General features: G+C 64.8%; 17 protein-coding genes. All 17 read left to right on the forward strand.

Features of this window, described 5'->3' with window-relative positions:
- Window positions 1-442 precede the first annotated feature (442 nt).
- The 17 genes from CF70_RS15170 to accD all read left to right on the forward strand — a co-directional run bounded on the left by CF70_RS15170 (window position 443) and on the right by accD (window position 19,577).
- Window positions 443-1,558: a branched-chain amino acid ABC transporter substrate-binding protein gene (locus tag CF70_RS15170; RefSeq protein ID WP_035866047.1), complete on the forward strand. Its 1,116-nt coding sequence runs from the start codon at window positions 443-445 to the stop codon at window positions 1,556-1,558.
- Window positions 1,559-1,753: 195 nt separating this feature from the next.
- The gene (gene livH, locus CF70_RS15175; protein WP_035866050.1) at window positions 1,754-2,680 is read left to right on the forward strand and encodes a high-affinity branched-chain amino acid ABC transporter permease LivH; all 927 of its coding nucleotides are present in this window, start codon (window positions 1,754-1,756) and stop codon (window positions 2,678-2,680) included.
- A 4-nt stretch (window positions 2,681-2,684) separates the two neighbouring features.
- A complete protein-coding gene (locus tag CF70_RS15180) occupies window positions 2,685-3,959 on the forward strand; it encodes a high-affinity branched-chain amino acid ABC transporter permease LivM (RefSeq protein ID WP_035866053.1) in 1,275 nt (424 codons plus the stop codon).
- The gene (gene livG, locus CF70_RS15185; RefSeq protein WP_035866056.1) at window positions 3,956-4,735 is read left to right on the forward strand and encodes a high-affinity branched-chain amino acid ABC transporter ATP-binding protein LivG; all 780 of its coding nucleotides are present in this window, start codon (window positions 3,956-3,958) and stop codon (window positions 4,733-4,735) included. Before CF70_RS15180 ends, livG begins: the two co-directional genes overlap by 4 nt.
- Complete coding sequence (locus tag CF70_RS15190; RefSeq protein ID WP_035866058.1) at window positions 4,735-5,436, forward strand: ABC transporter ATP-binding protein; 702 nt, start codon at window positions 4,735-4,737, stop codon at window positions 5,434-5,436. The genes livG and CF70_RS15190 overlap by 1 nt, the downstream gene beginning before the upstream one ends.
- A gap of 374 nt (window positions 5,437-5,810) precedes the next feature.
- On the forward strand, window positions 5,811-7,220 hold the full coding sequence (leuC, locus tag CF70_RS15195) for a 3-isopropylmalate dehydratase large subunit (protein WP_035866062.1): 1,410 nt from the start codon (window positions 5,811-5,813) through the stop codon (window positions 7,218-7,220).
- Window positions 7,221-7,236: 16 nt separating this feature from the next.
- Window positions 7,237-7,368 (forward strand): entericidin A/B family lipoprotein, encoded by a 132-nt coding sequence (locus tag CF70_RS15200; RefSeq protein ID WP_035866065.1) that lies wholly within the window; start codon window positions 7,237-7,239, stop codon window positions 7,366-7,368.
- A gap of 10 nt (window positions 7,369-7,378) precedes the next feature.
- Entirely contained in the window at window positions 7,379-8,029 is a 651-nt protein-coding gene (gene leuD / locus CF70_RS15205) for a 3-isopropylmalate dehydratase small subunit (protein ID WP_035866068.1), read from the forward strand.
- Between the two features lie 39 nt (window positions 8,030-8,068).
- Window positions 8,069-9,136 carry a 3-isopropylmalate dehydrogenase gene (gene leuB / locus CF70_RS15210; protein WP_035866070.1) on the forward strand — a complete coding sequence of 356 codons (1,068 nt, stop codon included), beginning with the start codon at window positions 8,069-8,071 and terminating at the stop codon, window positions 9,134-9,136.
- A gap of 327 nt (window positions 9,137-9,463) precedes the next feature.
- Window positions 9,464-10,600: an aspartate-semialdehyde dehydrogenase gene (asd, locus tag CF70_RS15215; RefSeq protein WP_035866073.1), complete on the forward strand. Its 1,137-nt coding sequence runs from the start codon at window positions 9,464-9,466 to the stop codon at window positions 10,598-10,600.
- Between the two features lie 327 nt (window positions 10,601-10,927).
- Window positions 10,928-13,795, forward strand: a complete 2,868-nt coding sequence (locus CF70_RS15220) for a FimV/HubP family polar landmark protein (RefSeq protein WP_035866082.1) — start codon at window positions 10,928-10,930, stop codon at window positions 13,793-13,795.
- 194 nt (window positions 13,796-13,989) lie between these two features.
- A complete protein-coding gene (gene truA / locus CF70_RS15225) occupies window positions 13,990-14,814 on the forward strand; it encodes a tRNA pseudouridine(38-40) synthase TruA (protein WP_035866097.1) in 825 nt (274 codons plus the stop codon).
- Window positions 14,798-15,502, forward strand: a complete 705-nt coding sequence (locus CF70_RS15230; RefSeq protein WP_035866085.1) for a phosphoribosylanthranilate isomerase — start codon at window positions 14,798-14,800, stop codon at window positions 15,500-15,502. Before truA ends, CF70_RS15230 begins: the two co-directional genes overlap by 17 nt.
- A gap of 118 nt (window positions 15,503-15,620) precedes the next feature.
- Window positions 15,621-16,814, forward strand: a complete 1,194-nt coding sequence (gene trpB / locus CF70_RS15235; protein WP_035866088.1) for a tryptophan synthase subunit beta — start codon at window positions 15,621-15,623, stop codon at window positions 16,812-16,814.
- Window positions 16,814-17,722, forward strand: coding sequence for a DNA-methyltransferase (locus tag CF70_RS15240; RefSeq protein ID WP_035866091.1), 909 nt, complete (start codon window positions 16,814-16,816; stop codon window positions 17,720-17,722). Before trpB ends, CF70_RS15240 begins: the two co-directional genes overlap by 1 nt.
- 2 nt (window positions 17,723-17,724) lie before the next feature.
- The gene (gene trpA, locus CF70_RS15245; protein ID WP_035866093.1) at window positions 17,725-18,522 is read left to right on the forward strand and encodes a tryptophan synthase subunit alpha; all 798 of its coding nucleotides are present in this window, start codon (window positions 17,725-17,727) and stop codon (window positions 18,520-18,522) included.
- 182 nt (window positions 18,523-18,704) lie between these two features.
- Window positions 18,705-19,577 carry an acetyl-CoA carboxylase, carboxyltransferase subunit beta gene (gene accD, locus CF70_RS15250; protein WP_035866096.1) on the forward strand — a complete coding sequence of 291 codons (873 nt, stop codon included), beginning with the start codon at window positions 18,705-18,707 and terminating at the stop codon, window positions 19,575-19,577.
- The last annotated feature ends 118 nt before the right edge of the window (window positions 19,578-19,695 follow it).

Raw genomic sequence — 19,695 nt, forward strand, 5'->3', positions numbered from 1 at the left:
CAGGCGGCCCTTGTGCGTCGCAAAAGAATAATTGCCGAAAAGGTGGCGAAAACGTCAATTTTCGATGATTTGTGCTGATGTTCGGCTAGTTGCATCCTCATTTGTTGTGCAAATTTGCCGTCCGGCGCGGAGTTTGACCCTATAATGCGGGCTGCTTTGCCGACAGCAGCCGGGCCACCCTTCCGGACTGCGTTGAGGCGAGCGGGGCAGGCGAATCACCTGCGCAATAGAGAACGAACGCATCAACGTTGTCTTTCCGAACCAAGGTCCTCTCCGCTGTATCCGGGAGGGCTGACACATGCCGGGCCCCGCACACGCTTCATTTCTTGCAGGCCCGTCTTCCGCGTCTCGGGCGCCTTCCAAGTTGTAGCTCGCGGGTGTTGTTCGATTGCGCAGGTCATGCCGCCTCAGTCCATGACCAATACATATCGAGGAGCACCTGATGACGCTGTCCCGTCTTACGTCCATCTCCCTGGCCACGGCCCTGTGCGCTTTCGGCGCCACCGCCAACGCGGAGACCATCAAGATTGCCATTGCCGGTCCCATGAGCGGCTCGGTTGCCCAGTACGGCGACATGGTCAAGGCTGGCGCGCTGACTGCCATCGAGCAGATCAATGCCGCCGGTGGCGCGGGCGGCAACAAGTTCGAAGTGGTGCTGATGGACGACGCCTGCGAACCCAAGCAAGCCGTGGCGGTTGCCAACAAGATCGTCAGCCAGAAGATCCATTACGTGATCGGGCACGTGTGCTCGGGCTCGACCATCCCCGCCTCCGACATCTACGAGAACGAAGGCATCGTGATGGTCACCCCGTCGGCCACCGCGCCGCAGCTGACCGAAAACAAGAAGCGCAAGTTCATCTTCCGCACCATCGGCCGTGACGATCAGCAAGGCCCGGCCGCCGCCCAGTACATCATCACCAAGGTCAAGCCCAAGAAGGTTGCGATCCTGCACGACAAGCAGTCGTACGGCCAGGGCATCGCCTCGTCGGTGAAGAAGGACCTGGAAGCCGCCAAGATCCCGGTCGCCGTGTTCGAAGGCGTGAACGCCGGCGATTCGGACTACTCCGCCGTGATCACCAAGCTCAAGTCGCAAGGCGTGGACTTCGTCTACTTCGGCGGCTACCACCCGGAAATGGGCCTGCTGCTGCGCCAGGCGCGCGAGCAGGGCGTCAAGGCGACCTTCATGGGGCCTGAAGGCGTGGGCAACAAGGACGTGACCGCCATTGCCGGCGCGTCGTCCGAAGGCATGCTGGTGACGTTGCCGGCCGACTTCTCCGCCGATCCGTCCAATGCCGCGCTGGTCAAGGCTTTCGCCGACAAGAAGCGCGATGCCAACGGTCCGTTCCAGATGCCGGCCTATGCCGCGGTCCAGATCATCGGCGACGCCATTGCCGGCGCCAAGAGCACGGACCCGACCAAGGTCGCGGCCTACATGCACAAGAACGCCTTCCAGACCCCGATCGGCAAGGTCGAGTACGACGCGCAGGGCGACCTGAAGTCGTTCAGGTTCGTAGTGTTTACCTGGCACAAGGACGCTACCAAGACCGCTGCCAACTAAGCCGCACATCGGCTTGATACGCCCCGCTCATGGTTTGAGCGGGGCGTTTTGGTATCGGGGTCCGGTTGCCCGGCCGGTGCGGCTTATCCGCCGCAGCCGGTGCCTGGGCAACTCCGGCATCACGGAGCTTGCCCGGCGCTTGCGCATTTCCCGCAGCGCCGGTGTCTCCGGCTTCAAAGTTATGGGGCTTCCCGCATGAACGAGTTCCTTCCACAGTTCACCCAGCAACTGGTCAATGGCCTGACGCTGGGTGCGATCTATGCGCTGATTGCCATTGGCTACACCATGGTCTACGGCATTATCGGCATGATCAATTTTGCCCACGGCGAGATCTATATGATCGGTGCCTACGTGGGCCTGGTGACGCTCACCGCGATCGGTGCGAGCGCGGGTTATCCGCTGCCGCTGGTGCTGGGCGCCGCCTTGCTGGTTTCGGTGCTGGTCACCGGCCTGTACGGCTTCGCGGTGGAGCGGGTGGCCTATCGGCCCCTGCGCGGCGGGCCGCGGCTGGTGCCGCTGATCTCCGCCATCGGCATGTCGATCTTCCTGCAGAACTACGTGCAGATCGGGCAGGGTGCGCGCGACGTGTCCGTGCCGGTGCTGCTCTCCGGCGCCATCGAATTCCAGATGGGCAGCGAGTTCACCGTGACCATGCCGTATTCGCGGCTGCTGATCGTGGGCGTGACGCTGGTGCTGATGATCGCGCTGACGCTGTTTATCGGCCATTCGCGCATGGGCCGCGCCTGCCGCGCCTGCGCCGAAGACATGCGCATGGCCAACCTGCTTGGCATCGACACCAACCGCGTGATCTCCTTCACCTTCGTGCTGGGCGCGATGCTGGCGGCGGTGGGCGGTGTGCTGATCGGCCTGACCATCGGCAAGCTCAATCCCTATATCGGTTTCGTCGCAGGCATCAAGGCTTTTACCGCGGCGGTGCTTGGCGGCATCGGCAGCATCCCCGGCGCCATGCTGGGCGGTGTGCTGCTGGGCCTGGCGGAAACCTTTGCCTCCGGCTACATGCCGGCCGAGTACAAGGACGTGGTGGCCTTCGGCCTGCTGGTGCTGATCCTGCTGTTCCGCCCGACCGGCCTGCTGGGCAAGCCCGACGTTGAAAAGGTATGACGCCATGACACAAGCTATTTCTACGCCAATCGACGTGGCGCAAGGCGCCCCGGCGGGGCAGACCCTGAAGAACGCCATCGTCGCGGCCGTGATGACGGCCATCCTGACTATTCCCGTGCTGGGGCTGCAGCTAAAGCTGGACGGCTACAAGGTTGTATTCGAACCACACTGGAAGCCGGTCTGGCTGGCGGTGGGCGCGGTCTTCCTGTTCCAGCTGTTCAAGCCGCTGTTCCTGCGCGCCACCGCCGGCGTCAAGGTGCCGAGCCTGCCTGCGCTCGGCACAGGCCAGCAACGCAAGGTCATCTGGCTGCTGCTGGCGGTCGGCCTTGTGTTTCCGTTTTTCGGTTCGCGCGGCGCGGTGGATGTGGCCACGCTGGCACTGATCTACGTGATCCTCGGGCTGGGCCTGAACATCGTGGTGGGCTACGCCGGGCTGCTGGACCTGGGCTACGTCGGCTTTTACGCGGTGGGCGGCTACACCTACGCACTGCTCAACCAGTACTTCGGCCTGACCTTCTGGGAATGCCTGCCGATCGCCGCCTGCATGTCGGCCACCTTCGGTTTCCTGCTGGGCTTCCCGGTGCTGCGGCTGCGTGGCGATTACCTGGCCATCGTCACGCTGGGCTTCGGCGAAATCATCCGCCTGCTGCTCAACAACCTGACCAGCCTGACCGGTGGCCCGGACGGCGTGTCGGGCATCCCGAAGCCGACCGTGTTCGGCATCGAGATGGCACGCAGCGCGAGCGTGGAGGGCGCCAAGACCTTCCACGAGCTGCTGGGCTGGGACTACAGCGGCGAGCACATGGTGATCTTCCTGTACCTGCTGGCGCTGCTGCTGGTGGGCTTCACGCTGTTCGTCACCAGCCGGCTGATCCGCATGCCGATGGGGCGCGCGTGGGAAGCCCTGCGCGAGGATGAGATCGCCTGCCGTTCGCTCGGCCTGAACCCGACCCGCATCAAGCTGTCGGCATTTACGCTGGGCGCGGCGTTTGCCGGCCTGGGCGGCGCGTTCTTCGCCGCGCGCCAGGGCCTGGTCAATCCCGAATCGTTCACCTTCATCGAGTCCGCGCTGATCCTGGCGGTGGTGGTGCTGGGCGGCATGGGCTCGCAACTGGGCGTGATCCTGGCGGCCATCCTGCTGACCGCGTTGCCGGAAGTGGCACGCGGCTTTGCCGAGTACCGCATGCTGATCTTTGGCCTGGTGATGGTGCTGATGATGATGTGGCGTCCGCAGGGCCTGCTGCCCGCGAGCCGCCCCCACGTGGAGTTGCCGCAATGAGCCAAGTTCAACAAGCGGAACTGCTGAAAGTCTCCGGCCTGCAGATGCGCTTCGGCGGCCTGCTGGCGGTCGACGGTATCGATTTCGATGTGCGCCGCGACGAAGTCTTCGCCATCATCGGCCCCAATGGCGCGGGCAAGACCACGGTCTTCAACTGCGTGGGCGGCTTCTACAAGCCGACCGCCGGCGAGGTCTCGCTGGACGGCCACTCGATTGCCCGCCTGCCGAGCCACCAGGTGGCGCGCCGCGGGCTGGTGCGCACGTTCCAGAATATCCGTCTGTTCAAGCAACTGACGGTGGTAGAGAACCTGCTGGTGGCACAGCACCTGCAGGTGCGCTCCGGCCTGCTGCACGGCCTGTTCGCCACGCCGGCCTATCGCCGCGCCGAACGCGAGGCGCTGGAGCGCGCTTCGGTGTGGCTCGAGCGCATGGGTCTGCGTGGCGTGGCCAACCGCGAGGCGGGCACGCTGTCGTACGGCCACCAGCGCCGGCTGGAGATCGCGCGCTGCATGATCACCAATCCGCGCCTGTTGATGCTCGATGAGCCCGCGGCCGGGCTCAACCCGCAGGAAAAGGTCGAGTTGTCGCAGCTGATCGACCAGTTGCGGCGCGAGTTCAAGATCTCGGTGCTGCTGATCGAACACGACATGAGCCTGGTGATGGGCGTGTCCGACCGCATCCTGGTGATGGAGCACGGCCGGCCGATCGTGATCGGCAAACCGGCCGAAGTGCGTAACGATCCGCGCGTGATCAAGGCTTACCTGGGAGAGGACTGATGCTGAAGCTGGAAAAGGTCCATACCCATTACGGCGCCATTGAAGCGCTGTCTGGCGTATCGATCGAAGTGAACAAGGGCGAGATTGTCACGCTGATCGGCAGCAACGGCGCCGGCAAGACCACGCTGATGATGACCGTGTGCGGCTCGCCGCGCGCGTCGAGCGGACGCGTGATGTTCGAGGGACAGGACATCACGCGGCGTCCTACCCACGAGATCATGCGTCTCGGCATGGCGATCTCGCCGGAAGGGCGGCGTGTGTTTCCCAGCCTGACGGTGCTGGAAAACCTGAAGATGGGCGCCTTCTTCGGCAAGCGCGACGAGATCGAGGCGGGCGTCGAGCACGTCTACAAGCTCTTCCCGCGCCTGAAGCAGCGCTCGGCCCAGCGCGCCGGGACCATGTCCGGCGGCGAGCAGCAGATGCTGGCCATCGGCCGCGCGCTGATGAGCCGGCCCCGGCTGCTGTTGCTGGATGAGCCCACCCTCGGCCTGGCGCCGCTGGTGATCGCGCAGATCTTCGACATCATCCGGACCATTCGTGACGAAGGCGTCACTGTGTTCCTGGTGGAGCAGAACGCGAACAAGGCGCTGGGCGTGGCGGATCGAGGCTATGTGCTGGAGACAGGGCGCGTGGTGCTGGCGGACACTGGCGCCAATTTGCTGGCGAACGACCGCATCAAGAGCGCTTACCTGGGCGGTTAAACCCGCGCAGGGGCGCTGGCCGAAGCCGGGGAAGGGGCCAACACCGAGCGCCATGACGAAGGCTGTTTCTCCCTCTCCCCTCAGGGGGAGAGGGGAGCGAACCGTCTGGAATTTGAAGTTCCGCCAGCTCGCCCGAGCCCCCCTTTTCGCCATCGGCGAAATCCCCCTTTCGCCAATCACATTACATTCGCGCCGCCGCGCGGCCCGGCCAGGGCCCGGTCGCGCGCTATCGCTGTGGCATAATCGATTGCGAAGTCAAGCATCGCAGCAAGCCGCAGTTCATTGCCCGCATTCCTGCGAAAAATCCCCGCAAACTACCGCGCGACGCCGCCAACCGTGCAGTTCCGAACGGTCCCGGCCCGCCCCCCTGCATCATGGCCAAGACGCTTTACGACAAACTTTGGGATGACCACACCGTGCACGTCGAGGATGACGGCACCACGATGCTGTACATCGACCGGCATCTGTTGCACGAAGTCACCAGCCCGCAGGCGTTTGAAGGCCTGAAGCTGGCGCAGCGCCCGGTATGGCGCATCAGCGCCAACCTGGCGGTGTCGGACCACAATGTGCCGACCACCGATCGCAGCCAGGGTATTTCGGATCCGGTGTCGAAGCTGCAGGTGGACACGCTGGACAACAATTGCGACGCGTACGGTATCACCCAGTTCAAGATGAACGACCTGCGCCAGGGCATCGTGCACGTGATCGGGCCGGAGCAGGGCGCCACGCTGCCGGGCATGACGGTGGTGTGCGGCGACTCGCATACCAGCACGCACGGCGCGTTCGGCGCGCTGGCGCACGGCATCGGCACTTCCGAGGTGGAGCACGTGCTGGCCACGCAGACGCTGCTGGGCAAGAAGGCCAAGAACATGCTGGTGCGCGTGGAAGGCAAGCTGCCGCGCGGCTGCACGGCCAAGGACATCGTGCTGGCCGTGATCGGCAAGATCGGCACCGCCGGCGGCACCGGCTACACCATTGAGTTCGCCGGCTCGGCCATCCGCGACCTGAGCATGGAAGGGCGCATGACGGTGTGCAACATGGCCATCGAGGCGGGTGCGCGCGCTGGCCTGGTTGCCGTCGACGATGTCACGCTCGAATACGTCAAGGGTCGCCCGTTCTCGCCGCAGGGCGTGGAGTGGGAGCAGGCCGTGAACTACTGGCGCACGCTGCATTCGGACGCCGGCGCGCATTTCGACCAGGTGGTCGAGTTGCGCGCGGAAGAGGTCCGCCCGCAAGTGACCTGGGGCACCTCGCCCGAAATGGTGATCAGCATCGAGGACCGCGTGCCGGATCCCGAGAAGGAAAAAGACCCGAACAAGCGCAACGCCATGGAGCGCGCGCTGGAGTACATGGGCCTGCAGCCTAACGTGCCGGTGGACAGCATCAAGATCGACAAGGTCTTCATCGGTTCCTGCACCAACTCCCGCATCGAAGACATGCGCGCCGCCGCCTGGGTCGTGCAGAAGCTGGGCCGCCGCGTGGCGAACAACGTGAAGCTCGCGATGGTGGTGCCGGGTTCTGGCCTGGTCAAGGAGCAGGCCGAGCGCGAAGGGCTGGACAAGGTCTTCAAGGCCGCTGGCTTCGAATGGCGCGAGCCGGGCTGCTCGATGTGCCTGGCCATGAATGCCGACCGCCTGGAAGCGGGCGAGCGCTGCGCATCGACCTCGAACCGCAATTTCGAAGGGCGGCAGGGCGCGGGTGGCCGGACTCACCTGGTGAGCCCGGCGATGGCTGCCGCTGCCGCCATTGAAGGCCACTTCGTCGATATCCGCCAGCTCGGCTAAATCGCGCAGGCTCATCATGAAACAAGCCCTGATCGTGTTGCTCGCATGCTTGTGCATGCTGCAACTGGCCGGCTGCCATACGATGGCCGGCCTTGGCAAGGACACACAGGCGGCAGGCCGCTCGCTCGAAAACGCGGCAAAGAAGTAAGGAACCGACCATGGACAAGTTCACTGTACACAGCGGGCTCACGGTGCCCCTGGACCGCGAGAACGTCGACACCGACGCCATCATCCCCAAGCAATTCCTCAAGTCGATCAAGCGTACCGGCTTCGGCCCCAACCTGTTCGACGAGTGGCGCTACAAGGACGTGGGCCAGCCCGGCCAGGACAACAGCAAGCGGCCGCTGAACCCGGATTTCGTGCTCAACCAGCCGCGCTACCAGGGTGGCTCGATCCTGCTGGCACGCCGTAATTTCGGTTGTGGCAGCTCGCGCGAGCACGCGCCCTGGGCGCTGACGCAATACGGCTTCCGTGCCGTGATTGCGCCGAGCTTCGCCGACATCTTCTTTAACAACTGCTACAAGAACGGCCTGTTGCCGGTCGTTCTGACCGAGTTGCAGGTCGACCATATCTTCAACGAGACCAACGCGTTCAACGGCTACAAGCTGACGATCGATCTCGACAAGCAACTGGTGATCACGCCGGGTGGCGACAGCTACGCGTTCGATATCGCACCGTTTCGCAAGTACTGCATGCTCAACGGTTTCGACGATATCGGCCTGAGCCTCCGCCATGCCGACAAGATCAAGGCATACGAGGCGGAGCGCGTGGCGAAGATGCCGTGGCTGAACAATCGCGTGGTTGGTTGAGACTGGCTGGAACGCCGAGACATAAAAGGAAGACAGAGCATGAAAATCGCAGTCCTGCCGGGTGACGGCATCGGTCCCGAAATCATCGCGGAGGCCGTCAAGGTCCTGAACGCGCTCGACGAGAAGTTCGAGCTGGAAACCGCCCCGGTGGGCGGCGCGGGTTACGAGGCCAGCGGCCATCCGCTGCCCGACGCCACGCTCAAGCTGGCCAAGGAAGCCGACGCTATCCTGTTCGGCGCCGTGGGCGACTGGAAGTACGACAAGCTGGATCGCCCGCTGCGTCCCGAGCAGGCCATCCTGGGCCTGCGCAAGCACCTGCAACTGTTCGCCAACTTCCGTCCGGCGATCTGCTATCCCGAGCTGACCGGCGCCTCGAGCCTGAAGCCCGAACTGGTAGCCGGCCTGGATATCCTGATCGTGCGCGAACTGAACGGCGACATCTATTTCGGCCAGCCGCGCGGCATGCGCGAAGCGCCGGACGGTCCCTTCAAGGGCGCGCGCGAAGGCTTCGACACGATGCGCTACAGCGAGCCGGAAATCCGCCGCATCGCGCATGTCGCCTTCCAGGCCGCCGCCAAGCGCGGCAAGAAGCTGTGCAGCGTCGACAAGGCCAATGTGCTCGAGACTTTCCAGTTCTGGAAGGACGTCGTGATCGACGTGCACAAGGAATATCCGGAAGTCGAGCTGTCGCACATGTACGTGGACAACGCGGCCATGCAACTGGTCAAGGCACCCAAGAGCTTCGACGTCATCGTCACCGGCAATATGTTCGGCGACATCCTGTCGGACGAGGCCGCCATGCTGACGGGTTCGATCGGGATGCTGCCGTCGGCTTCGCTGGACGCCAATAACAAGGGCCTGTACGAGCCTTCGCACGGTTCCGCGCCCGACATCGCCGGTAAGGGCGTGGCCAATCCGCTGGCCACCATCCTGTCGGCGGCGATGATGCTGCGCTTCTCGCTGAACCGCGCCGAACAGGCCGACCGCATCGAGAACGCCGTCAAGAAGGTACTGGCCCAGGGCTATCGCACCGGCGACATCCTGACGCCGGGCTGCAAGCAGGTCGGTACGCGCGAGATGGGCGAGGCCGTCCTGGCCGCGCTGTAAGCCGCATCAAGTTGAAAAGGCGCCGCATGCGGCGCCTTTTCTTTTATTTGTCCCCGATTTCCCCCGTGTGGCAGCGCCGCAAAATCGTGTAGACTTTGCGGATGGTCCGAATCTTCCAGTCCCCCTCGACTGCCATCGCCGCCCCGGTTGCTACCCGCAGCCCGGTTGGCCTGGGTTCGCACGGCCACCCGCTTACCGCAACGACGATTAAAACCATTATTACCAAAACGATCGGCTAGATCGTTCGTCGTGCCTGCTCGTCTTCCCCGCGCAGTCACGTCGGGCGAAGAAAGCGCGGGGAAGTTCAAATCACATCCGAGGTTAGTCATGATTGTAGGTCTCGTCGGCTGGCGAGGAATGGTTGGCAGCGTCCTGATGCAACGCATGCAGGAAGAGCGCGATTTCGACCATATCGAGCCCGTATTCTTCAGCACGTCCAACGCTGGCGGCCAGGCCCCGGCCATGGCCAAGAATGAAACCAAGCTCCAGGACGCGAACGACATCGAAGCGCTGAAGAAGTGCGACGTGGTCCTCACGGCCCAGGGCGGCGATTACACCAACGAGATTTTCCCGAAGCTGCGCGCGGCCGGGTGGAAGGGCTACTGGATCGACGCGGCGTCCTCGCTGCGCATGAAGGACGATGCCATCATCGTGCTCGATCCGGTCAACCTCGGTGTCATCAAGGACGCGCTGACCAAGGGCGTCAAGAATTTCATCGGCGGCAACTGCACGGTCAGCTGCATGATGATGGGCCTGGGCGGCCTGTTCCAGCACGACCTGATCGACTGGATGACCTCCATGACCTACCAGGCCGCTTCGGGCGGCGGTGCGCAGCACATGCGCGAGCTGCTGACGCAGTTCGGCACGCTCAATGCGTCGGTCAAGTCGCTGCTGGATAACCCGGCATCGGCCATCCTGGAAATTGACCGTACCATCCTGGCAACCCAGCACGGCCTGTCGGCCGACGAAACCAAGCAGTTCGGCGTGCCTCTCGCCGGCAACCTGATTCCCTGGATCGACAAGGATCTGGGCAACGGCGTGTCGAAGGAAGAGTGGAAGGCCGGCGCCGAGACCAACAAGATCCTGGGCCGCGGCGAAGGCTTCCTGGGCGCGACCGGCGCTTCGCCGATCGCCGTGGACGGCCTGTGCGTGCGCATTGGCGCGATGCGCTGCCATTCGCAGGCGCTGACCATCAAGCTGCGCCGCGATGTGCCGCTCGATGAGATCGAAGGCATGCTGGCCGAAAACAACCAGTGGGCCAAGGTTGTGCCAAATACCCGTGAGGCCAGCATGACCGACCTCACGCCGGCAGCCGTGACCGGTACCCTGACCATTCCGGTGGGGCGCTTGCGCAAGATGCAGATGGGTGGTGAATACCTTTCGGCCTTCACCGTCGGCGACCAGTTGCTGTGGGGCGCCGCCGAACCGCTGCGCCGTATGCTGCGCATCCTGATCGAAGCCTGAATCCGGGAGTGGCCCTTCAGGCAGCCTCAAGGCATGTCTTAGTCCATGTCTTATGGTCCTGGGCCAGGTGTTCGGGAGTTTCGTTGCAGCATGGCAACAGAAACCCCCTGCTTTGATGACAACGCCGCGCCTGTGCGCGGCGTTGTCATTCCCGGCTGACTATTTTTCGCGGCGGTGCGTCACAATACAGCCGGCATATGCCGGGCTGCGGGGCGGTCGTCCGCACGTCCGTACGAGTTGGCGCGGGGCTCAGTCGGGACGCTAACTTGCTGCGCTAAACCATTGATGTTAAGTTAATTTCATTACTAGAACACAACGGAGCACAAGGTGAGTGTGAGCCAACATCGCCGGAAAGATGCGCCTATAGCCCGCCAGCGCTGGTCAACGCTGGCCTTCACGGCACTGGGTTTGCTGCTCGCGCAGCCGGCCGCTTATGCCGCGGGGTTCGGGCAATTACGGGTACAGTCGAATCTGGGTCAGCCGCTGCAGGCGGAAATCGATATTAGTGGTGTCAGCGCGGAAGAAGCGGACGGGCTAACCGTCAAGCTGGCGTCGCCCGATGCGTATGCCAAGGCCGGCCTGACCTATCTGCCGGCGGTCAAGAGCCTGCGGCTGCAGGTCGAGCGCCGTCCCAACGGCAGCTATGTGGCGAGGGTCCGGTCAACCCAGCCACTCAGCGAGCCTTTTGTCGACATCCTGGTCGACATGACATGGGCTAGCGGCAAGGTGTCGCGCGCCTACACCTTCCTGCTGGATCCGGCCGGCGCCAAGCCATCCAACCAGACTTTCTCGCCCACTACGGTGGTGCAGGCGGGAACCCCGGACGACGCCGGCGCTGCCGGCCCGGCGGCATCGGCTCCCGCGCCAAGCGCTGCGCCTGTGCCCGCCGCGGCACCGGCACCGGTGGCGGCTAGCCAGGCGCCACGGCCGCAAGCCAAGGCACCGGCGCCACGGCCGCACCGCGCCGCAGCGCCGGTGGCTGAAGGTACGGCCGCGGCCGCCGGCGTGTACACCGTCCAGCGCGGGGATAACCTCACTGCCATTGCCAACGAAGCCTCCCAGGGGCAGGATGCGGTCTCGCTCGACCAGATGCTGGTCGCGCTGTATCGCAACAATCCGAACGCGTTCATCGGCGGCAATATGAACCGCCTCAAGGCGGGCGCCGTGCTCAAGGTGCCCAGCCAACAGGAAGCGCAAGCGGTCACGCCACGCGCGGCGCGCCGCGAGGTGGTGGCACGCACGCAGGGCTTTGACGCTTACCGCAGCCGCCTGGCGACGGCCGCTGCCGCGCGCACGGTCGAAGCCGGCAGTGGCCGCGAGCAGTCGGGCAATGTCACCGCGCGCGTGCAGGAACAGGCTGCGCCGGCTGCCGGCCCGCGTGACGAACTCAAGCTCAGCAAGCCCGAGCGGGGTAGCCAGGCCGCCGCCGCCGCTGCGGAAAGCAGTATCGCCAAGGAACGGCAGCTCAAGGAAGCCGAGGCACGCCTCGCGCAGCTTGAGAAAAACGTCAGTGACATGCAGCGGCTGGTCGAGCTGAAGAACGCCGAGCTTGCCAAGCTGGCCCAGACGCAGAAGAGTGCGGGAACGGACGGCGCCGCGGCGCCATCGGCCGCACCTGCAGTGGTGCCAGCCGGTACTGCCAAGGCCGACGCCGGCGCCACAGCCGCACCGGTCACGGCAGAGGCTGGCGCGGGTGCCAGCTCTGCTACGGCAGCGGCTGCGACCGCTGCGACCGCTGCGCCGCTGGCCGGCTCGCCGGCTTCGGCGGTCTCGGCCACGGCGGGCGCCAGCAGTGCGAATGCAAGCGTGGCGGACAACGCCGTAGTCGCCGCCAAGCCTGACGCCGCCTCCACGCCGGCCGCCAAGCGCCCGCCGGTTGTGACGCAGCCCCAGCCGGTGGCACAGCCGTCCTTCATCGAGGATCTGCTGGCCAACCCCATGCTATTGCCCGGTGGCGGCCTTCTGATCGCTCTGCTGGGGGGCTATGCCATCTATCGCCGGCGCCAGCAGCAGAAGTCCAGCGAGAACGCCGCCTTCGGGGACAGCATCCTGTCGCAGGAAAGCACTGTCATGGCGGGCGGCAATTCGCTGTTCGGCGCCGCAGGCGGACAGAGCGTCGATACCTCGCAGCACAGTGTGTTCGGCGCTGATTTCCGCATCGGCAACAATACCGCGGAAGCCAACGAGGTCGACCCGATCGCCGAGGCTGATGTCTATATCGCCTACGGGCGTGATGTGCAGGCAGAGGAGATCCTGCGCGAAGCGCTGCAGCAAAACCCTGAGCGCCAGGCGATTCGCCTGAAGCTCATGGAGATTCACAACAATCGTCAGGATGTGGAAGGTTTTCGCGTGATTGCAGAAGAAATGTTCGCCCAGACGGGCGGACAAGGGGCGGAGTGGGTACAGGCAGCGGAAATGGGACGGCGCCTCGAGCCGGGCAACGCTTTGTACCTGAGCGTGGCGCCGGACACGGCTTCCGGCGATACCACTACCTTGCCGGGCGATCAGTGGCGCACCCACGATCCCTCGCAAGATCCGGCGGCGGCACCCCGCGAGACCGCGCTGGCGGACCTGGCCGATCTGGCGTTGCCGCTCGACGGCTTCCCCGCGCCAGCGGCCGGTGCGCCGATTACCGCGCCGGAGTCGGCCTCGCTCGTGTTCGGCAATGCCGACGCGCTGCCTGAGGCACTTGCCACCCGCCTGGACGATGGCCTTGACCTGGATCTGGATTTGCCGGCACCCCAGGGCCACGGCGCCCATGAGGATATCCTGGCGCTGGATACGCCCACGCGCAGCCGACCGCTCGACTTCGATATGTCCGGTATTTCGCTGGACCTCAATCCGGACAGCCGGGACGACACGGTGGGCGATAGCCACGAGACCCGTACTTTCTATGGCGCATCGTCGCTGCCGGCGCCTACGATGCTGCGCGACGGCAAGCTGTCCGAGCCGATCGACCTGTCGCGCGTGAGCGCGGAGAGCGGGCTGGACACGTCGCGCGGGATCTCCCCGAGTACCTTGTCGGCGGACGTCGTCGATGGTGGCCGCGACATGCAGATCAAGTTCGATCTGGCCAGGGCCTATATCGAAATCGGCGACAAGGAAGGCGCGCGGGAACTGCTGCAGGAAGTGGTGGATCAGTCGCAGGATCCCCTGTTGACGGAGGCCCGCAGCCTGCTGCGCGACGTGGCCTGACAGGCCAGGCTGTATGATGGCGGGCTGTGCGCAGGCAATGCGCCCGGCAGCTCGCCACGGATGCGCCGGGAGCGTGGCTCCCGGCGCATTTGCTTTTTGCGGGCCGGCAATCGCTGGCTTTCGCCGGTTGTGCTCCGTTTTCGATCATTCGTTCGCGCTTTGCCCGTCAATTTCCGCTTGTCAATTTCCGCCTCATGAACCGCATCGCCCTCGGCCTCCACTACGACGGTGCCGCTTTCTCCGGCTGGCAGTCGCAACCGCACCGCAATACGGTGCAGGACCGGCTAGAAGACGCAATTGAGCGCTTCGCCGGCTGCCGTGTGCAGACCACGGTGGCAGGCCGCACCGATGCCGGCGTGCATGCGCTCGGACAGGTGATCCATATCGACACCGAATTGTCGCGCGAGCCGTTCTCCTGGGTGCGCGGCGTCAACGCCTTCCTGCCGCCCAGCATCGCGCTGCAATGGGCCAGGCCGGTCGACGAGGGCTTCCATGCGCGTTTCCTGGCCTTCGAGCGCATGTATTACTACGCGCTCTATACCGGTCCGCACCGCGTGCCGCTGGTGCACGGCAGGGCTGGCTACCTGATGCTGCCGCCGGGGCAGGGCCTGGACGTCGACGCCATGCGCGCCGCTGCCGCCTGCCTGCTGGGCGAGCACGATTTTTCCGCCTTCCGCGCCGCAGAGTGCCAGGCCAAGTCGCCAGTCAAGACCATGTACGACATCACGCTCAAGGCCGATGGCGACTGGTTGTTCGTGCGTTTTCGGGCTAGCGCCTTCCTGCATCACATGGTGCGCAACCTGATGGGGTGCCTGGTCGCGGTAGGGCGGGGCCGCTACCCGCCGGGCTGGATGGCTGAAGTGCTGGCTGGGCGCAGTCGCGCCAAGGCAGCACCCACCTTCATGCCCGACGGCCTCTACCTCGCCGGGGTGAAGTATCCTGAGCAATACGGGATTCCGGCCGCGGACACGGCGGCCAGCCTGTTTCATGGAGTGTTTGCCAATGACCCAGTCGCCTGAGCCGGGCCGCGCCGCGCCGCGCCGTACCCGCGTCAAGATCTGCGGGCTCACGCGCGAGGACGACGTTCGCGCGGCGGTGGATGCCGGTGCCGACGCGATCGGCCTGGTTTTCTATCCGGGCAGCCCCCGCTTTGTCGAGGTGGCGCGCGCCGCCGCGCTGGCCGAAGCCGCCGGCGCCTTCGTCTCGGTTGTGGGGCTGTTCGTCAACGCGGATGCCGACGAGATCGCCCATGTGGTTGAACGTGTGCCGCTTACGCTACTGCAATTCCATGGTGACGAGAGACCGGAGGCTTGCACGCAGGCGGCCCAGCGCTGCCGGCTGCCGTTTCTGCGCGCGGCACGCGTCCAGCCCGGCCTTGATTTGGTAGAATTCGCGGATCTGTATCGTGATGCCGCTGCCTTGCTGCTTGATGCCTTCGTCGAAGGCTACGGCGGTGGCGGGCACGTCTTCGACTGGACCCTGATACCCCCGGCATGGCTTCCGCCCACCCACAACCCGACCGCAAGCGCCGCTCCTCGGATCGTTTTGAGTGGTGGGTTGAACGCGCAAAACGTCGCTGGCGCGATTGAGCGCGTGCGGCCCTACGCTGTCGATGTAAGCAGTGGCGTGGAGGCCGCCAAAGGCGTGAAAGACCACGCCAGGATTGCCGCCTTCGTGCGCGCCGTGCGCAGCGCGGATGCCGGGTAGGGCAGCTTGCCCATCGGGCAGCCAGCCTCCCGCCTGCTCCGTGCCTGCCCCGCGCACGACCCTAACGTCATCGAGCCCCTGCCAGACCGGCAAGGGCCCTGTTCAGAAGAGCTGACTCATGTACGACCTGCCCGATTCCCGTGGCCATTTCGGCCCCTATGGTGGTTCCTTCGTTTCCGAAACGCTGGTGCACGCGCTGGACGAACTGCGCGAAGCCTATGCCCACTTCAAGAAAGATCCCGAGTTCGACGCGGAATACCGCCGCGAACTGAAGCATTTCGTCGGCCGGCCCTCGCCGATCTATCACGCGCAACGCTGGAGCGAGATGCTCGGCGGCGCGCAGATCTATCTCAAGCGCGAAGACCTCAACCACACCGGCGCCCACAAGATCAATAACGTGATTGGCCAGGCACTGCTGGCCAAACGCATGGGTAAGCCGCGGGTGATTGCCGAGACCGGCGCTGGCCAGCACGGCGTGGCCACCGCGACCATCGCCGCGCGCTTTGGCATGGAATGCGTGGTCTACATGGGCTCGGAAGACGTCAAGCGCCAAGCTGCCAACGTCTACCGCATGAAGCTGCTGGGCGCGACCGTGGTGCCCGTGGAAAGCGGCTCCAAGACCCTCAAGGACGCGCTCAATGAAGCGATGCGCGACTGGGTCACCAATGTCGAGAACACCTTCTACATCATCGGCACCGTGGCCGGCCCGCACCCCTACCCGATGATGGTGCGCGACTTCCAGTGCGTGATCGGCGAAGAATCCAAGGTGCAGATGCCCGAACTGACGGGCCGCCAGCCCGACGCCGTGATCGCCTGCGTGGGCGGCGGCTCCAATGCCATGGGCATCTTCTACCCGTATATCGAGCACAAGGACGTGCGCCTGATCGGCGTGGAGGCCGCCGGCGACGGGCTCGAAACCGGTCGCCATGCCGCCGCGCTGATCGGCGGCTCGCCGGGCGTGCTGCACGGCAACCGCACCTACCTGCTGCAGGATGCCGACGGCCAGATCATCGAGACGCATTCGATTTCCGCCGGGCTGGACTATCCGGGCGTCGGTCCCGAGCACGCATGGCTCAAGGACATCGGCCGCGCCGAGTATGTGCCGATCACCGATGAGGAAGCGCTCAAGGCCTTCCACGACTGTTGCCGCATCGAAGGCATCATCCCGGCACTGGAATCCAGCCACGCCATCGCCTACGCCTGCAAGCTGGCGCCGACGCTGCCCAGGGACAAGCTGCTGCTGGTGAACCTGTCGGGCCGGGGCGACAAGGACATGCATACCGTGGCCGAACGTTCGGGGCTGAAGCTCTGATGCGCGACTTTCTCCCGCCGGGCGCCGCTGAAGGCGGCGCCCCGGCCGCACCCCTCGCGGCGCCGCAGCTGACGCTTTACCAGGAAGACGTGCTGGAAGGCATCAAGCGCATTGCCGACGGCTCCATCGACCTGATCGTGGCCGATCCGCCCTATGGCCTGGGCAAGGATTACGGCAACGACTCTGACCGCCTGTCCGGGCAGGCCTACCTGGAATGGTCGGCGCGCTGGATCGATGCGGTGGTGCCCAAGCTGGCGCCGCGCGGCTCCTTGTACCTGTTCTGCACCTGGCAATACTCGCCGGAACTGTTCGTGATGCTCAAGCAGCGCCTGACCATGATCAACGAGATCATCTGGGACCGGCGCGTACCGAGCATGGGCGGCACCACGCGCAAGTACTCCTCGGTGCACGACAACATCGGGTTCTTCGCCGGGGCTCGTGACTACTACTTCGACCTCGACTCCGTGCGCGTGCCGTACGATGCCGAGACCAAGAAGGCACGCAGCCGACCGCGTTTCGAAGGCAAGAAATGGCTCGAGGTGGGCTACAACCCGAAGGATCTGTGGAGCGTGCCGCGGATCCACCGGCAAGATCCGGAACGTGCGGACCATCCCACCCAGAAGCCGCTGCACATCGTGCAGCGCATGGTGCTGGCCAGTTGCCCGCCGGGCGGGCTGGTGCTTGACCCATTCACCGGCAGCGGCACGACCGCGGTGGCCTGCGCGCTGCACGGACGGCGATTTGTCGGCTACGAGATGAATCCCGACTATGTGCGCGTGGCGCGCGAACGCGTCGCGGCTTGCATCAGTTCGCCACAGGCCGCGCCGGCTACCCTGAACATCGCAGCAGCGAACGACGAGCCCTTGCTGGCTGCCTTGTCCACGCCGTTGCCCACTATTGCTCAATGACCATGTCCCGAATCAAATCGACTTTCGCGGCGCTGGCCGCGCAGAACAAGAAGGGCCTGATTCCGTTCATCACCGCGGGCGATCCCGAGCCTGGCCTGACCGTTGCGCTGATGCACGCGCTGGTGGCGGGCGGTGCCGACGTCATCGAGCTCGGCGTGCCGTTTTCCGACCCGATGGCCGACGGCCCGGTGATCCAGCGTGCCTCCGAGCGTGCGCTTGCGCAGGGCGTGACGCTGACCAAGGTGCTGGCCTGGGTGGCGGAGTTCCGCCAGACCAATGCCACCACGCCGGTGGTGCTGATGGGTTACGCCAACCCGATCGAGCGCATGGGCGAGGCTGTCTTCGCCAAGGCCGCGGCGGCGGCCGGCGTCGACGGCGTGCTGGTGGTCGATTACCCGCCCGAGGAGTGCGAGACCTTCGCGGCGCAGATGCGCGCCCACGGGATGGACCCGATTTTCCTGCTGGCGCCCACCTCCACGGACGATCGCATCGAAGCCGTGGCCAAGCTGGCGAGCGGCTACCTGTACTACGTCTCGCTCAAGGGCGTGACCGGTTCGGCCACCATCGACCTCGATAGCGTGGCCGCGCGCATTCCGCTGATCAAGCGCCATGCCAACCTGCCGGTGGGCGTGGGCTTTGGCATCCGCGACGCGCAGACCGCGCGCACGATCGGCAGCGTGGCCGATGCCGTGGTGATCGGCAGCCGCCTGGTGCAGTTGCTCGAAGATGCGCCGCGGGACCAGGCGGTACAATCGCTGCAATCGTTCATCGGGGAAATCCGCCAGGCGCTCGACGCCTGAACGTGATTTACGCAGCACCGCCCGTGCTTGCGCGCGGGCGGGCAATGCAACAAAAACGCATGATTTTGGCGGCAGTTGTGCCGCAACAGGCGCATCGCCCCGGCTGAACGGGGACTGCGGATCGCAGGCATGGTAAATTCGCGGCCTGACATGTTCCGCGCATGTGCCGAAAGGAGCCTTTCATGAGCTGGTTGGATAAACTCCTCCCCCCCAAGATTCAACAGACCGACCCCTCCACCCGCAAGGGCATTCCGGAAGGGCTGTGGGTCAAGTGCCCGTCGTGCGAGTCGGTGTTGTACCGTACCGACGTCGAGGCCAACCTCCACGTCTGCCCCAAGTGCGACCACCATATGCGCATCCGCGCCCGCGCCCGCCTCGACGGGCTGCTGGACGCCGAGGGCCGCTATGAGATCGGCCAGGAGATCCTGCCGGTCGACGCGCTCAAGTTCAAGGACACCAAGAAGTATCCCGACCGCATCAAGGCCGCCATGGACGACACCGGCGAGACCGATGCCATGGTCGTGATCGGCGGCGCTATCCATACCATTCCGGTGGTGGTGAGTTGCTTCGAGTTCGAATTCATGGGCGGCTCCATGGGTTCGGTGGTGGGCGAGCGCTTTGTGCGTGGCGCCCAGGCGGCGCTGGAGCAGAAGGTACCGTTTATCTGCATCACCGCCACGGGCGGTGCGCGTATGCAGGAAAGCCTGCTGTCGCTGCTGCAGATGGCCAAGACTACGTCGATGCTGAACCAGCTGTCGAATGCCAAGCTGCCGTTTATCAGCGTGCTGACCGATCCCACCATGGGCGGCGTGTCGGCCAGCTTTGCGTTCCTGGGCGACGTTGTGATCGCCGAACCCAAGGCTTTGATCGGCTTTGCTGGTCCGCGCGTGATTGAACAGACGGTGCGCGAGAAGCTGCCTGAAGGCTTCCAGCGGGCTGAGTTCCTGTTGCAGAAGGGCGCTATCGATATGATTGTCGATCGCCGCAAGATGCGGGATGAATTGGCGCAGTTGCTGGCTTTGCTGCAGAAGCAGCCGGCGGATGCGGTGGCTTAAGGTTTGGGGTGGTGATGGTGATTGGGCGCGGACGGTTGTTCGCGCTTTTTCGCTTTTTGGGGTGGTGGTTGATAGGTTTAGCTGCAACTTCAACTTCAAAGTCAAAGGCAGTTTCACC

Source organism: Cupriavidus sp. SK-3 (assembly GCF_000611145.1).
Lineage (GTDB): Bacteria > Pseudomonadota > Gammaproteobacteria > Burkholderiales > Burkholderiaceae > Cupriavidus.

Bases quoted from the DNA above. Each gene is read 5' to 3' on its own strand.
- CF70_RS15170 (WP_035866047.1), top strand. From the start codon at position 443: ATGACGCTGTCCCGTCTTACGTCCATCTCCCTGGCCACGGCCCTGTGC.
- livH (WP_035866050.1), top strand. From the start codon at position 1,754: ATGAACGAGTTCCTTCCACAGTTCACCCAGCAACTGGTCAATGGCCTG.
- CF70_RS15180 (WP_035866053.1), top strand. From the start codon at position 2,685: ATGACACAAGCTATTTCTACGCCAATCGACGTGGCGCAAGGCGCCCCG.
- livG (WP_035866056.1), top strand. From the start codon at position 3,956: ATGAGCCAAGTTCAACAAGCGGAACTGCTGAAAGTCTCCGGCCTGCAG.
- CF70_RS15190 (WP_035866058.1), top strand. From the start codon at position 4,735: ATGCTGAAGCTGGAAAAGGTCCATACCCATTACGGCGCCATTGAAGCG.
- leuC (WP_035866062.1), top strand. From the start codon at position 5,811: ATGGCCAAGACGCTTTACGACAAACTTTGGGATGACCACACCGTGCAC.
- CF70_RS15200 (WP_035866065.1), top strand. From the start codon at position 7,237: ATGAAACAAGCCCTGATCGTGTTGCTCGCATGCTTGTGCATGCTGCAA.
- leuD (WP_035866068.1), top strand. From the start codon at position 7,379: ATGGACAAGTTCACTGTACACAGCGGGCTCACGGTGCCCCTGGACCGC.
- leuB (WP_035866070.1), top strand. From the start codon at position 8,069: ATGAAAATCGCAGTCCTGCCGGGTGACGGCATCGGTCCCGAAATCATC.
- asd (WP_035866073.1), top strand. From the start codon at position 9,464: ATGATTGTAGGTCTCGTCGGCTGGCGAGGAATGGTTGGCAGCGTCCTG.
- truA (WP_035866097.1), top strand. From the start codon at position 13,990: ATGAACCGCATCGCCCTCGGCCTCCACTACGACGGTGCCGCTTTCTCC.
- CF70_RS15230 (WP_035866085.1), top strand. From the start codon at position 14,798: ATGACCCAGTCGCCTGAGCCGGGCCGCGCCGCGCCGCGCCGTACCCGC.
- trpB (WP_035866088.1), top strand. From the start codon at position 15,621: ATGTACGACCTGCCCGATTCCCGTGGCCATTTCGGCCCCTATGGTGGT.
- CF70_RS15240 (WP_035866091.1), top strand. From the start codon at position 16,814: ATGCGCGACTTTCTCCCGCCGGGCGCCGCTGAAGGCGGCGCCCCGGCC.
- trpA (WP_035866093.1), top strand. From the start codon at position 17,725: ATGTCCCGAATCAAATCGACTTTCGCGGCGCTGGCCGCGCAGAACAAG.
- accD (WP_035866096.1), top strand. From the start codon at position 18,705: ATGAGCTGGTTGGATAAACTCCTCCCCCCCAAGATTCAACAGACCGAC.